The organism is Mesorhizobium sp. KACC 23794 (genome assembly GCF_052180275.1).
In the GTDB taxonomy this organism is placed as follows: Bacteria; Pseudomonadota; Alphaproteobacteria; order Rhizobiales; family Rhizobiaceae; genus Kumtagia.
The window spans coordinates 6,301,604-6,314,633 of record NZ_CP197465.1; the positions used below are offsets into that span (position 1 = coordinate 6,301,604).

Consider the following 13,030-nt stretch of genomic DNA (forward strand, 5'->3'; position numbering starts at 1 on the left):
ATTTCGAGAACCGGAGCGCAGCGTACATTTTCGTACGTGAGCACCGGAAGCGCAGAAAGCCACCATTTGCAGCCCGCCATCACGCATTTTCATAGGGCTCTCAGATGTCCTGGTTCTGCGGCAGGATGACCAGGTCGCGGATGGTGACGTTGGCCGGGCGCGTCAGCATGTAGAGGACGGCGTCGGCGACGTCTTCCGAACGCAGGCCCTCGCGGCTTTCCACCTTGGCCTCGATCGCCGCCGGATCGGTGTAGCCCCACAATTCGTTGAGCACGACGCCCGGCGCAATGGCGCCAACGCGGATGTTGTGCCGGGCGACCTGGCGGCGCAGGCCATGCACGAAGGACTGGATGGCGTGTTTTGAGGCCGAATAGACCGGCTCCCAGTGTAGCGCCTGGTGACCGGAAATCGATGAGGTGACGAGGATGTGGCCGGCCTTGCGCTCGATCATGCCCGGAAGCACCGCATGGACCAGCCGGAAGACGCTGTTGACGTTGATGGAAAGCAATTCGTCCCACGCATCCGGCTTGCCGTCGACGACGTCGCCCGGAATATAGAGCCCCGCGTTGGGCAGGAGGATGTCGATCCGCCCGAACCGGTGAAGCGTCTTCTCGACTACCCGGTCGACCTCGCCGGCCTTCGTCAGGTCGGCGGCCAAAACCAGGGCATCCCCCCCGACTTGGGCGGCCACCGCATCGAGGCGCTCCGCCGAGCGCCCGACAAGGGCGAGTTTCACACCTTCGGCGGCCAGCGTCTTCGCCATCGCCCGCCCGATGCCGGAGCTCGCGCCGGTCACCAACACCACCTTGCCGGATAAATCCTGTCCCATAATTCTGTCTCCTCCCCTGCCGATGCTTGCGCATCCTTCAATGTCCAAACGCTATGGCCTACCCTTCACTTCGTCAATAAAGGTTTTTACCCGCGTAAAGAATATTTCGCTCGGTCTTCGCGGTTTTCGGCGCGGTTCAGAGCGCGTGCAACCACCGCATGCGGGCCGCCAAATCCTCCGCCCCGAAAGCCAGCGAGCCCATGACGACGGTTTCCGCGCCCGCGCCGCGCAGCAGCGGCACGGTGTTTTCGCGGGTGCCGCCATCGGCGGCGAGAACGATGCGCCTGCCGGTCTCCGCCACATACCGGCCGGCCTCCCGCAGGCGATCGGTGGCTGTTGGATCGAGCCCCTGCCCTTTCACGCCGATCGCCGTACCGAGCAGCGTCAGGAAATCGACGCGGTCGAGAAAAGGCCGGGCAGCAGCAACCGGCGTCTCGACGCGCAGCACCATTCCGCAGGCAAGCTCATGCCCCTTGATGCGCGCCAGCGCCTCGCCGGCATTCTTGTTCTCGGCATGAACGCTGATCAGGTCAGCGCCCGCCTTGGCGAACTGGTCGACCTGATCGAGAAGAACGGCGTCGGCGACCATCAGATGGACATGGATCGGCAGGGCGGAAGCTTTTCGCATGCGGGAGACAAGGTCCGGGAAGAACAGGAGCGCCGGCGCGAAATGCCCGTCCGCAACGTCGATGTGGAGCACGTCGGCGTGACCCTCGATGCGCTTGAGATCGTCGGCAAGATGGATCAGATCGGCCGACCACATGGAGAATTCGGCAAGCAGGCGATCGCGCGGCAGATCGTCGAGCCAGGTTTTTTGGCTTGGCATGGTCAGATATCCTTGAGGAAAGCGCCGAGCGCCGTATGGAAATCGGCGAGATAGGCCGGCTTGTCGACGCCTTTGGGCGTCAGGGCTTTCAGGACCGCGCCCGGGATGAGCCGCGCCAGCAGTTCGGCGTGGCCAAGCGGGTGAATGAAATCCTGTCCGGTCGCCAGCACGAGTGTCGGTATGGCGAGATCAGTCAGATCGGCTTCCGCGATCCCCGGCCCGTCGGCGGAAATCGCCGTCAGCAGCGCCGAGCTGACGGCAACCGGCTGGCGGTCGAAGAAGCCCAGCAGCGAGGCCAGATTGTCGGGCGCCTCGCGGGCGAGCAGGGCGTGCGTGGAGCTTGCCTCGAACGCCGCCCGCGCTTCGTCCGCCGACAATCTTGCGAGCAGTTCGCCAATCTCCAGATTCGGCCGCATGTTGTTGGGCGCCGGTTTAATCACCCAGGCGGGCCGGGCAAGGACCAGTCCGCGCACGAGTTCGGGGCGCCGGACGGCGATGCGGCTGGCGATTGCCGCACCCATCGAGATGCCGCCGATGACGACGGGCGGCAGGCCGAGATGTTCGATCAAGGCGGCGACGTCGTCGGCAAAGGTGGCGATAGAGAACACTTCCCCCGATTGCGAGGCGCCGTGGCCACGGCATTCCAGCGTGATCAGCCGAAGGGCGGCATCGTCGGGAAAGGCTTCCGCCGTTTGCCGCGCATCGCCGCAGAGACCGTGCTGGAAAACGACGGGCAGCCCGTCGCCACCGGAATCGTAGGCGGCGAGCGTCAGCCCGTCGCGGATGAAATCGAAGCGCCGCAGACGGTCGAACTTCATCGCAGCAAGCCGCCGAGAAATGCCGCGACGGCAGGAGCCTCATGCGCGGCAAGGCCGTGGGTCACCAGGTCGCCGTCGAAGCCGGCTGCGCGAAGGCAACCGAGATAGTGGGGATAGTCGAGCACGCCCCGACCCGCCGTCGCGAACGCGCCCGAAGCAGTACGGTCCTTTGCGTGGCCCATGACGATGCGGTCGGCCAGCAGGTCGATGGCCTCGGCGACGATGCGGCGTTGTTCCGAAAGCTCCGTGCGCTCGAACAGGTTGGCCGGGTCGAGGACGATGGCGAGGGCCGGGCTGCGGATCTCGTCGAGCAGCCGGCGGGCCTTTGCTGCGCTATCGACGATGTTGGCGAGTTCCGGCTCGATGCCGAGCCGCAGTTCGTATCGCTCGGCAATCGCGACTGCCTTTTCCATCTCGGTCCGCATGTCGCGCCAGGCTTCGGGCGAGCTGTTGTCGGGGTGGCCGCGCCACTGGTCGTCGGGATCGCGCGTGCCGGTGCAGAGCGTAATGAGGCTGGTCCCCATCGCGGCACAGGCGGCGGCAATGACTTCTAGCCGGCGCAGTCCGTCGGCGCGCACCGCCGGATCGGGGTGCGCCATATTGTAGGTGCCGGAGACGGCGCAGAGCGAAACGTCGTTTTGTTTCGCGGCGTCGGCAACTGCGGCGGCAAGCTGAGGCGGAATTTCATCCGGCATGGGCGGCAGGCCGGAACAGGCCATGTTGTATTGCGCCGTGGCGAAACCGGCGGCCCTGACCTGCGCTAGAACCGTCGCCGGGTCGGTTCCCGGAAACGTCTTGGAAAAAATGCCGAGGTGCATCAGACCTCTCCCGACACTTCGTCGAGGCGGATCGGCTTGCCGCTGCGCACCGACTGGGCGATCGCCACCATGGCGCGCACCGAGGCGATGCCGTCATCGATGTCGGCGCCACGCATCGGCGCGCCGTCGAGGATGACATCGGCGAAACCTTCGAGCTGGCGGCGGTAGAAATGGCCGTCGGCGCCGAGCACGCGGCGCGACCCGCCTTCGGATTCATGGAAAATATCAACTTCGCTCGACTTGTAATACCAGGGATTAAAAGTCTTTCCGAGGATCGACCCGTTCTCGCCGTAGATCTGGAAACCCTCGTGCCAATCCATGCGGACGGCGACCGTCAGGTCGAGATGGCCTAGCACGCCGTTTGAAAATTCCACGTCGACGAACCAGCAGCGCATGCCGCCGCGCTGGCTTTGGCGCGCGTCAACGGCAACGATCCCGCCGGCAAAATAACGGGCCGTATCGACGAGATGGCTGCCATGGGCGAGCATGTAGTAGCGATCGAGGTTGCTCTTGGGGTCGACCGAGGGCTTTTTCGCCGCCTTGCTGGCGATCATCAGCGGCTGGACGGCGTCGGTCATCGGATAGCGGTGGGTCGAGTCGCAGTACCAGGCTTTCAGCGCCACTATCGCACCCATGCCGTCGTCGATGAAGTCGCGGGCCGCCTGCAAGCCGGGATCGAAGCGCTTCATGTGGCCGACCTGAAGCACGAGCCCGCTCTTCTCGACCACAGCCTTCAGTTCCTCGACCGCCTCGACGCTGGTCGCAACCGGCTTTTCGCAGAGCACGTGCTTGCCGGCGTCGAGCGCCCGGATCGCCGCCGGAACGTGGAAGGCGTCGGAGGTGGCGATGATCACCGCCTCGAGATCGGGATCGGCGAGCATGGCGTCATAGTCGGCAAAGCTTTTCTGCGGCGCGTGCGTCGCCGCCATGCGATTGCGCAGATCGTCGGCGACGTCGCAGATGGCGTAGAGGTCGGCGTTGCGTGCCTTGGTGCAGCTTTCGAAATGTGCCGCCTGGGCGATCGGGCCGCAGCCCAGCACGCCGACACGCAGGCGCCGGTCCTGTTTCACTGGCACGAAAACCTCCTGAAAAATGCCATTCGATCAATCCCCGGCCGCCGCGCGGTATTTGCGCACGACATCGCCGACCATGGCGTCGATGACGCGGCGCGGCAGGCCGGCCGTCTCGCCCCGTGCCTCGACCAGACCGCCAGTGAACTGCGCGACCAGTCCGGGCTCCGGCCGCGCGGATGCGATGTTCGCGTAAAGTTTTTGCAGCGCGCCCTGGACGACAGGACGCGGCCAATAATAGCGGACGCGATCGGACAGGCCGTAGAGCATCATCGTCGCCTCGCGGTCGCCGGTGGCGACATAGGCGCGCCAGTCACGCGGGTTAGCGCGCATCTCGGCAGCGATGACGTCGAGGATGCGGGAAGGCTCGGCGAGGTTCAGCGTGGCCTCGATATGGGCCAGCGCCGTCACCGCCTGGCGGAAGGCGAAGGTGAGTTCCGGCCCGACCTTGAGAATGGCGAAATGTGCGGCGACCAGTTCGGACAGCGCTCTTTGGGGCTGGTAGTCGGTGGAATGCGCCTCGAAGACGAGGCCCGGCAGCGCTGCGACCGACCGCGACAGGGTTTCGGCTTTTTCGGGCGCGAAGGCGAAGACCTGTGCATTGCCGAAATCGACGCCGGGCTGGACGACGATGCCGATGACGCGCTCGAACGCCGCTTGCAAGCCCCGCGCGCTGAACGCCTCGCGGTGAAGTTCGTATGTCCGGGCGGCAGCTTCCGGCGCGGTCACGCCGAGCGTGTCGAGAATCTCGGTCTCGCCGCCGGGAATCGGCACCTCGGTGCCGATGACGTAGCAGAGATCTGCCCCACCGGACGCTTCCGCCACCGCGCAAAGCTCGGCCGCGCGCGCGGCCATCGTCGCCTCGTCGAGCGCTGCATCGTCGGCGCAAGCGATCGAGGCATCAAGGTGTATCTTGGTGAAGCCGGCGGCGACATAAGCCGCGACCATGTCGCGTGCCTTCGTCATGGCGACTTCGCCCGGCTCTCCCCTCCACGGGTTCGGGCCGAGATGATCGCCGCCAAGGATCAGCCGCGCCGGGTCGACACCTTCACGGCTTGCCAGATTCTCGACAAAGGCGCGGAACCCGGCCGCGTTCATGCCGGTGTAGCCGCCGAACTGGTTGACCTGGTTGCAGGTGGCCTCGATCAGGATCGGCGCTGCGTCGTTGCGATAGGCGGCGAAGATAGCGCTCAAGGTCTCGGGATGGGCGGTGCAATAGGAAGGGATGCCCCGCAGCAGGCCGGCGCGGTTGGCGCTGACGATGTCAGCAAGCACATTCACGAGCGGCCCTCCAGGAAAGTCTCGATCTCGGCGAGCGTGCTGTTGCCTTCCATGGGACCGATCCTGCCGACGGCGAGTGCCCCCGCCGCATTGGCCCGTTCAAGCGCCTCGCGGAATGAGAATTGCCCGTAGACAATCAGGGCAACGAAGGTAGCGCAAAAACAGTCGCCGGCACCTGTGGGGTCGACGACATCGACCTGGTGCGCATCGAACGCTTCGACCGGCCCATCGGAACCCGAGCCAATGCAGCCTTTGTCGCCACGCTTGAGCACGACGTAGCGGGCGCCGTTTGCATGAAACCGCCGGGAGAAGGTTTCAAAACTCTCGCCGGGGAAAAGCACCTCGGCATCTTCCACGCTCGGCAGCACGAAGGTCGAGATCGAAAGCAGCGACCGCACGGTCTCCATGTAGGACGGGTCGGTCAGCAGTTCCTTGCGGATGTTGGGGTCGAAGGAGATGGCGACGCCGGCTTCATGCAGCGCCCGGCAGATGCCGAGAGCGGCCTTCGCCATTGACGGATCACCGAGCGTCGAACCCGAGATATGAAAGGCTGCGAGCCCGAAGCCGCGCAGCGTTTCGATCGCGTCCGCGTCCCTCGGAAAATGCGCTGCTGCGGAATGCGCGATGTTGAAGACGAAATCGCGGCTGCCGTCGGTATTGTAGCTGACGAAGGCTGAGCCGGTCGGAACGCCCGGAAACGTCCTGATGAGCGCATTCGACACGCCCGCTTCGTCGAAGCGCGCGCGCAGCACGTCGCCGAAGGCGTCGTCGCCGACCGCGCCAGCGAAGATCGCCCTGGCGCCGACGCGTGCCGCCTGATCGATGAAGATGCCGGGCGCGCCGGAGGCAAACGGCCCCACATAGGGGGCCGCGCGGCGGTTGTGGCTGTCCTTCTCGGTGCAGACGAACTCGACAAGCAGTTCGCCAAGCGAGCCGATCCCTCCAGAGCCCGATTCTTTCCCGTTCATTGCCGGCGCTTCCAAATGTTGTTGATGCATGTAAACATACTGGTTTTCGCGCGCTAACTCATATTAGAATTGGTTTTTGCCGGCCGGCAAGATTGCACGTTACGAAGACTGAGCGCGAGGCAAGCCGATGAAGCAAAAACCCGTCCGGACGATGGAAGCTTTCGCCGAGAGCGTCGGCCTGTCGCGCCCGACGGTGTCGAAGTATTTTCAGGACGCCGCGTCGGTTCGTCCGAAAGTGCGCGAGAAGATCGAGGCGGGGCTGAAGGCGACCGGCTTTCGCCCCAATCTTTTTGCCGTCAACCTCAACCGCCGGCGCTCGAAGATTCTCGGCGTGATCTTTCCGACCTCGCTCGACCCCTTCTACATGGGCTTGCGCCGCCGCATCGAAACGGAAGCCACGGAGAGCGGCTACCTGCCTTTTGTCTTTTCTTCCGACGGCAAGGCCGAGCTGGAAGCCGAGGCGCTGGAGACGCTGACCTCGCTGAACGCCGCGGGCGTCATCATGGTGCCGGTGGGGGGAGACGCCGCGCATCGCAGCAAGGTCAAGACGCTGGCGCGCAACATCCCGGTGGTCTTCATCGACGCGCCCTTCGACGAGGAGGAGGCCTTCGTCGGCACCAACAACGAGCAGTCGATGGCGCTTATCACCGACTATCTGACCCGGCTCGGCGACCGGCCGTGCTATTTCGACATGCCCTGGGTCAATTCCAATGCGCGCGGGCGGCGGGAAAGCTATGTCGCGACGATGCGGCGGCGGGGGCTGGAGCCGGAGGTGATTCCGGTTCAGCATTCGACGACCTGGGATTTCGAGCGCTACGCCTTCGACGAGACGAACCGCATCCTGCGCGAGGGCGGCTTTCCGACCGGCATCGTGCTGTGCGGCAACGACCGCGTCGCCTTCGGCGTGCTTGCCGCCGTAAACCAGGCCGGCAGGAAAGTCGGCATCACGCCCGATTGCGATCTGAGAGTAGCAGGCCACGACAATCAGCCCCTGTCCGAATACATCTGGCCGCCTCTGACGACCGTGCAGCAGAACACGGCCGAGATGGGCAGGCTGGCGATCAACCTTCTGCTCTCGCGCATCGACACATCGCGGGTCTTCGACGAGCCGCGCGCGCACGGCGCACATGTTCTGGTCAACGCCGATCTCGTCCTGCGCTCTTCCGCCTGAGTAACTGTCTCCAAGCGGCCTCAGCCGCCGACCATGAGCTTGACCACCTCGTCATGCGTCGTCTCGGAGATTTTGCGCTCGCCGGCGGTGACGCCGCGGCGCAGCACGATGATGCGGTCCGACACAGCGAAAATGTCCTGCAGATTGTGGGAGATGAAGATCACCCCGCGCCCCTGCGCCTTGAGCTGGTGGATCAGCGAGATGACCTTGCGCTGCTCGGGTACGCCGAGCGCGGCGGTCGGCTCGTCCATGATCAGAATCTGCGCGTTCCAGTAGACGGCGCGGCCGATGGCCACCGCCTGGCGCTGGCCGCCGGAAAAGTTGCTGACCGGCGCTTCCATGCGCGAGACGTGGAAATCGAGCAGCGCCATGGTGTCGCGCGCCGCATCGGCCATCCTCTTGCGGTCCAGTACCGGCAGGAAGCCGAACGCCTTCTTCATCGGCTCGCGCCCGAGGAAAATGTTCGCCCCGATCGACAGATTGTCGGCGAGCGCAAGATCCTGGTAGATCGTCTCGATGCCCCGGTCGCGCGCTTCCTGAGGCGTCGAGAAGCTCACTGGCTCGCCCTTGAGCCGGATTTCGCCGGAAGACGGACGGTAAACGCCTGAGATCGCCTTGATCAGCGTCGTCTTGCCGGCGCCATTGTCGCCGGCAAGCGCCACGACCTCGCCGGGGCGCACGACCATGGAGAAGTCACGCAGCGCCTGCACCGCGCCGAAATGTTTCGAGAGATCGTTGATCTCGAGAAGGGGCAGGGCCGCGTTATTCATCCACCCGACCTCCGCTGAAGCGACGCTGCGCCTGGTCGATCAGCACCGAGATGATGATGACGACGCCGACGCTGATGAACTGCCAGAACGGCTCGACATTGACGAAGACCAGGCCGTACTGGATGACCGCGATGACGAAGGCGCCGGCGACCGTGCCCAAAATGGTGCCGGAGCCGCCGAACAGGCTGGCGCCGCCGATCACCACCGCGGCGACGCAATCGAGCAGCAGCGGCTCGCCTGCTTGCGCCGCACCCGCATTGAAGCGCGCCGAATAGAGCACGCCGGCCAGCCCCGCGCAGCCGGCCGACAGGATATAAAGCCGGAGCAGATGCGACTTGATGTCGATGCCGGCGCGCCGCGCCGCCTGCACATTGGCGCCAATGGCGTAATTATGCTGGCCGAAGCGTGTCTGGCTGAGCACATAATGCATGATCAGCACGAACACCGCCGTGATGATGATGATGTAGGGCACGCCGAGGACGCGGCCGTTGCCGATCAGCGCGAAAAACGAGTTGTTGACCGGCACAGTCGTGCCGCCGGCCAGCAGGAACGCCACCCCGCGCGCCACGCCGAACATGCCGAGCGTGCCGATGAAGGGTGGGACGCGCAGCCGCGAGACGAGCAGGCCGTTGATGACGCCGGGGATACCCGCGACCAGAACGGCGATCAGGAAGCCGAGCAGCACGGCGACCGGCATGCCGAGCGACGGCGTCACGGCGTTGATGACATGGGCGGCGACCACGGCCGCGAGGCCCATGATGAAACCGAGCGAAAGATCGATGCCGCCGGAAATGATGACGAAGGTCTGCCCCATCGCCAGCAGCAGCGGCGCGACGGCAAAGATGGCGATCGACTGCACATTGAACGGATTGAAGATGAACGTGCCGCCGAAATCGAACCTGGCCCAGGCCTCGAAGACAAGGATGAGCGCCAGAAGGAACAGCCAGGCGCGCAGGTCGGCGATGCGCTGCACCACCGTCTTAGCGCGATCGGCATGGTCGGCCTGCGGCTTTGGATGCGTATCAACGGCCGACACGCCGGCCTTGCTTGTCGTCATGGCTGCACCTGCTCGGCGGCAGCCCAGAGGCTGGCTCGCAAGAATGGGTCATGCGAAGAAGATCGGCTCCCCGGAAATGCCCGGGGAGCCGGCTCGCGCTCAATCGGAATAGACGTATTTGGCGACGTTCGGATCGGCGACGTTGGTCTTGTCGATTACGGTGAAGCCCGTGCCGATGGCGACCGGAATGGATTGGCCGCTCAGATGCGCGAAGGCAGACACCACGCCGTAGTAACCGATCTCGGCCGGATGCTGGGCGATCGCCACGTCGACGAGGCCGGTGTTGATGTTGTCGACGATCGAGGTCGGCGCGTCGAAGGCAACGACCCGGATGTTGCCGGTCTGGCCCGCCTGCTGCACGCCGTTGCCGGCGCCGAGCGCCGAGAATAGGTTCGCGCCGAACACGCCCTTCAGGTCGGAATTGCGGGCGAACACCGCCTGCAACTGGCTTGCCGCCTTGTTGGCGTCGTTGTCGTTGAACTGCGTCTCGAGCACGGTGACCTTCGGGAATTCCGCGGCCATCGCGGCCTTGAAGCCTTCCTCGCGCTGGTCGGTGGTCGAGATGCCCGGCTTGACGTTGGACACATAGACCTTGCCCTCGCCGCCGATCGCGGCGGCCAGCGCGCGGGCGGCCATCTTGCCGCCGAGCACGTTGTCCGAAGCGATGTAGGAGAGCGGGAAGTCGGCGTCGCCAGCGCCGGTCTGGTACATGCCGGTGCCGATGAAGGTGTCGACGGTGATCACCGGAATGCCGGCCTCGTTCGCCTTGCGCAGCGGCTCCACTAACTGGGTCTTGTCGGTCGGCGCGATGAGGATTGCCGAAGGCTTCTTGGCGATCACGGCGTCGAGCACGGGAACCTGGGTGACGGGGTTGAAGTCTGGCGCACCCTGGAACACCAGTTCGACGCCGAGCGCGTCGGCGGCGGCCTGCGCGCCCTTGCGCATGGTGATGTAGAAGGCATCGGTGGTCAGGCCCGGAATGAGGGCGATGGTGTATTTCTTGTCCTGCGCGTTGGCCGAGGCTGTTCCCAGCCCGATTGCAGCGGCAACGCCTATCAACGCGGTGGCCTTCAGAATTGAACGACGCTCCATGGTTTCCTCCCTGATGAGCTGTTCTGATAAATCCTTCACTGAGCCTCGAACCCGTTCGCTCAATGGACATATGATTGGGTCGACTTGGTCTTTCGTCAAGTAATTTTTTGCTGAAAACAATTTCACGAGAAGATCGGCGCCAAAATGATGCGGTTGATACAAAGCCGCCAACACCCTCGCTCGTGCTGCTGTCAACGCTGCGCGACGCCCGGCGTGCGCGCAAAACCCCTCCCTGTCTCGCTCCTCTGCCTCGTTCAAATAACATGCCGAGGTCGCCCGGCTGTCAATAGTTTTGTGCGCGGAAATCTGAATTTTTCCGCGAAGAAAAATTCGAGGCACATCGCTTACGCCCGATCGATCACCGCTTCAGCCGTGCGTGTGTCGGTGACGAGCGCCGAGATCAGGCCGGCACGCGCCGCGCCAATGATTGCCCCGGCCTTGTTCTCGCCGACAGCGACGCCGACCACCAGCGGCGCGCGCCGAAGCTGTGCGGGCGACGCGGCGATCATGCGGTTCTCGCCCTCCCAGTCGATAAGCCGACCGGCAGCATCGAAGTAGTGGCGGATGACATCGCCCGCCGCGCCGACCAGCGCCTGCTCGCTCGCGGTCGCCGCACTTGCGTCAGGGGTGTTCGCCGCATGCGGCAGTCCGACGCCGACGACCGCCACGTCGATACGATCCCAAAGGGCGACGCTGTCGGCGATGACCGGATCGGCAAGGAAGGCGTCACGCGAGCCGGACGAGGGGAGATAGGGCGCGTGGACGAAATGCGGCACCCCGCCCGTCTGCTCGGCAGCCAGCCGGACGAACTCGTTGACCTGGAAATGTGGCGCATGCTGCTGCATGCCGCCAGTGGCCGGAACGACGAGCACGCCCGGGATTGCCGGCAGGCCGGCCTCGACCACGGCGCGCACCGCCCTCCCCCAACCTATTGCCAGGACCGAACCGGCAGGCAGCCCGGCCTGAAGCAGCATGGCTCCCAGTGGCTCCGACAGTGCCCCGAGAATGCCGGCGCTCGGCGCCTCGACCACGGCGGCGCGCTTCAGCCCGAGTTTGTCGATCAGATCGCCCGTCAGCGCCTCGGGGGCGGCGAGGTCACGAATCTCGATGCGCACGATGCCTTCGGCACGCGCCCGCTGCAGAAGCCGCGAAATCGTCGCGGTCGATACGCCGAGACGCTTGGCGATATCGACCTGGCTCATTTCGCCCTCGTAGTGCAGCTTGGCGACGGCATGCAGCGTGGCGCGCGAATTTAAATCCGATGTGGGTTGAGGACGCAGCTTGCAATTCCTTTCAGCAATATGTTACATACTAATACCAACGAGATCGCGACGCAATGACCAATCCCCGGGCGATTATGCCAAGGATTGACGGTGCGTGAACATCAAAGACGGAAGAAAACGCCCATGGCACGCATGACCACGGCCGAACTGCGCGGCTACCACCAGATTTGCGGCAGCGACGGCGCCATGATGGTGATCGCCTGCGACCAGCGCGGCAGCATGCGATCCTTGCTCACCAGCGACAAGGACGAGCAGGCCAAGATCAGCAACGACATGCTGGGCGACATCAAGGCCGATATCACCCGGTATCTAGCAAGCAAGGCGTCCTGCGTGCTCGTCGATCCGGTCTGCGCGGTGCCGAACCTCGTCGACAAGGGCCTGATCGACCGTGGCACGGCGCTGCTGATCGGCATCGACGCCTCCGGCTGGGACACCACGCCGGAAGGCTACAGGTTGTCGAAGCTCGTCGATGGCATCACGGCGCGGCGCGTGCGCGAGCTTGGCGGCACCGGCGGCAAGATCATGGTCTATCTGCGCTCCGACACGCCGGCCGCCAACACCCATAACATCGCCATCCTCGACCAGGTCGTCGCCGATTTCGTCAGGGAAGACCTGCTGCTGGTGGTCGAGTTCCTGACCTATGCGCTGGAAGGCGAGAGCCCCGAAGCCTATGCGGCCAAGATACCGGAGTTGATCCAGGGCGGCTCGAAGATCTGCCTCGAGCATGGTGCGAAGGTGCTGAAAATCCCCTATCCCGGTTCCGCCGAGTCCTGCGCGGCGGTGACGGAAATGTCCGGTGACGTGCCGTGGGCGGTGCTGTCGGCCGGCGTCAACCATGAGACTTTCCTCGGCCAGGTCGACATCGCCATGGCGAACGGCGCTTCGGGCGTGATCGCCGGCCGCTCGCTCTGGAAGGACTGCATCTCGCTCGACCGCGCCGTCACCCGGCAGCGGCTGGAGACGGTCGCCGTGCCGCGGCTGCGCGAGATTCAGGCAGTGATCGCCCGGCATCGCGCGCCGGCCGTGAAAGTCGCCTGATCCAGCCGC

General features: G+C 64.8%; 13 protein-coding genes. 2 read left to right on the top strand and 11 right to left on the bottom strand.

Annotated features, from left to right (window positions below):
* Window positions 1-100: 100 nt before the first annotated feature.
* The 7 genes from ACSBOB_RS30490 to ACSBOB_RS30520 all read right to left on the bottom strand — a co-directional run bounded on the left by ACSBOB_RS30490 (window position 101) and on the right by ACSBOB_RS30520 (window position 6,610).
* The gene (locus tag ACSBOB_RS30490; protein ID WP_442579764.1) at window positions 101-829 is read right to left on the bottom strand and encodes an SDR family oxidoreductase; all 729 of its coding nucleotides are present in this window, start codon (window positions 827-829) and stop codon (window positions 101-103) included.
* Between the two features lie 136 nt (window positions 830-965).
* On the bottom strand, window positions 966-1,661 hold the full coding sequence (locus ACSBOB_RS30495; protein WP_442583879.1) for a ribulose-phosphate 3-epimerase: 696 nt from the start codon (window positions 1,659-1,661) through the stop codon (window positions 966-968).
* Window positions 1,658-2,473, bottom strand: a complete 816-nt coding sequence (locus ACSBOB_RS30500; protein ID WP_442579765.1) for an alpha/beta fold hydrolase — start codon at window positions 2,471-2,473, stop codon at window positions 1,658-1,660. Before ACSBOB_RS30500 ends, ACSBOB_RS30495 begins: the two co-directional genes overlap by 4 nt.
* Window positions 2,470-3,291: a sugar phosphate isomerase/epimerase family protein gene (locus tag ACSBOB_RS30505; RefSeq protein WP_442579766.1), complete on the bottom strand. Its 822-nt coding sequence runs from the start codon at window positions 3,289-3,291 to the stop codon at window positions 2,470-2,472. The genes ACSBOB_RS30500 and ACSBOB_RS30505 overlap by 4 nt, the downstream gene beginning before the upstream one ends.
* Window positions 3,291-4,367 (bottom strand): Gfo/Idh/MocA family protein, encoded by a 1,077-nt coding sequence (locus tag ACSBOB_RS30510; protein ID WP_442579767.1) that lies wholly within the window; start codon window positions 4,365-4,367, stop codon window positions 3,291-3,293. The genes ACSBOB_RS30505 and ACSBOB_RS30510 overlap by 1 nt, the downstream gene beginning before the upstream one ends.
* 27 nt (window positions 4,368-4,394) lie before the next feature.
* Window positions 4,395-5,642 carry a class II D-tagatose-bisphosphate aldolase non-catalytic subunit gene (locus tag ACSBOB_RS30515; RefSeq protein ID WP_442579768.1) on the bottom strand — a complete coding sequence of 416 codons (1,248 nt, stop codon included), beginning with the start codon at window positions 5,640-5,642 and terminating at the stop codon, window positions 4,395-4,397.
* Complete coding sequence (locus tag ACSBOB_RS30520) at window positions 5,639-6,610, bottom strand: sugar kinase (protein WP_442579769.1); 972 nt, start codon at window positions 6,608-6,610, stop codon at window positions 5,639-5,641. The genes ACSBOB_RS30515 and ACSBOB_RS30520 overlap by 4 nt, the downstream gene beginning before the upstream one ends.
* A 151-nt stretch (window positions 6,611-6,761) precedes the next feature.
* Here ACSBOB_RS30520 and ACSBOB_RS30525 point away from each other — a divergent pair, with 151 nt between their 5' ends.
* On the top strand, window positions 6,762-7,781 hold the full coding sequence (locus ACSBOB_RS30525) for a LacI family DNA-binding transcriptional regulator (protein ID WP_442583880.1): 1,020 nt from the start codon (window positions 6,762-6,764) through the stop codon (window positions 7,779-7,781).
* Between the two features lie 20 nt (window positions 7,782-7,801).
* Here the strand turns inward: ACSBOB_RS30525 and ACSBOB_RS30530 are convergent, their stop codons facing one another.
* The 4 genes from ACSBOB_RS30530 to ACSBOB_RS30545 form a co-directional block, all read right to left on the bottom strand.
* Window positions 7,802-8,551, bottom strand: a complete 750-nt coding sequence (locus tag ACSBOB_RS30530) for an ATP-binding cassette domain-containing protein (RefSeq protein ID WP_442579770.1) — start codon at window positions 8,549-8,551, stop codon at window positions 7,802-7,804.
* Window positions 8,544-9,608, bottom strand: a complete 1,065-nt coding sequence (locus ACSBOB_RS30535; RefSeq protein WP_442579771.1) for an ABC transporter permease subunit — start codon at window positions 9,606-9,608, stop codon at window positions 8,544-8,546. Before ACSBOB_RS30535 ends, ACSBOB_RS30530 begins: the two co-directional genes overlap by 8 nt.
* 99 nt (window positions 9,609-9,707) lie before the next feature.
* Entirely contained in the window at window positions 9,708-10,700 is a 993-nt protein-coding gene (locus tag ACSBOB_RS30540) for an ABC transporter substrate-binding protein (RefSeq protein ID WP_442579772.1), read from the bottom strand.
* Window positions 10,701-11,044: 344 nt separating this feature from the next.
* Window positions 11,045-11,902: a sugar-binding transcriptional regulator gene (locus tag ACSBOB_RS30545; RefSeq protein WP_442579773.1), complete on the bottom strand. Its 858-nt coding sequence runs from the start codon at window positions 11,900-11,902 to the stop codon at window positions 11,045-11,047.
* A gap of 204 nt (window positions 11,903-12,106) precedes the next feature.
* Between ACSBOB_RS30545 and ACSBOB_RS30550 the strand changes: the two genes are divergently transcribed.
* On the top strand, window positions 12,107-13,021 hold the full coding sequence (locus ACSBOB_RS30550) for a tagatose-bisphosphate aldolase (protein ID WP_442579774.1): 915 nt from the start codon (window positions 12,107-12,109) through the stop codon (window positions 13,019-13,021).
* Window positions 13,022-13,030: the final 9 nt, after the last annotated feature.

Bases quoted from the DNA above. Each gene is read 5' to 3' on its own strand.
- ACSBOB_RS30500 (WP_442579765.1), bottom strand. From the start codon at position 2,473: ATGAAGTTCGACCGTCTGCGGCGCTTCGATTTCATCCGCGACGGGCTG.
- ACSBOB_RS30525 (WP_442583880.1), top strand. From the start codon at position 6,762: ATGGAAGCTTTCGCCGAGAGCGTCGGCCTGTCGCGCCCGACGGTGTCG.
- ACSBOB_RS30540 (WP_442579772.1), bottom strand. From the start codon at position 10,700: ATGGAGCGTCGTTCAATTCTGAAGGCCACCGCGTTGATAGGCGTTGCC.
- ACSBOB_RS30520 (WP_442579769.1), bottom strand. From the start codon at position 6,610: ATGAACGGGAAAGAATCGGGCTCTGGAGGGATCGGCTCGCTTGGCGAA.
- ACSBOB_RS30505 (WP_442579766.1), bottom strand. From the start codon at position 3,291: ATGCACCTCGGCATTTTTTCCAAGACGTTTCCGGGAACCGACCCGGCG.
- ACSBOB_RS30530 (WP_442579770.1), bottom strand. From the start codon at position 8,551: ATGAATAACGCGGCCCTGCCCCTTCTCGAGATCAACGATCTCTCGAAA.
- ACSBOB_RS30490 (WP_442579764.1), bottom strand. From the start codon at position 829: ATGGGACAGGATTTATCCGGCAAGGTGGTGTTGGTGACCGGCGCGAGC.
- ACSBOB_RS30535 (WP_442579771.1), bottom strand. From the start codon at position 9,608: ATGACGACAAGCAAGGCCGGCGTGTCGGCCGTTGATACGCATCCAAAG.
- ACSBOB_RS30545 (WP_442579773.1), bottom strand. From the start codon at position 11,902: ATGAGCCAGGTCGATATCGCCAAGCGTCTCGGCGTATCGACCGCGACG.
- ACSBOB_RS30550 (WP_442579774.1), top strand. From the start codon at position 12,107: ATGGCACGCATGACCACGGCCGAACTGCGCGGCTACCACCAGATTTGC.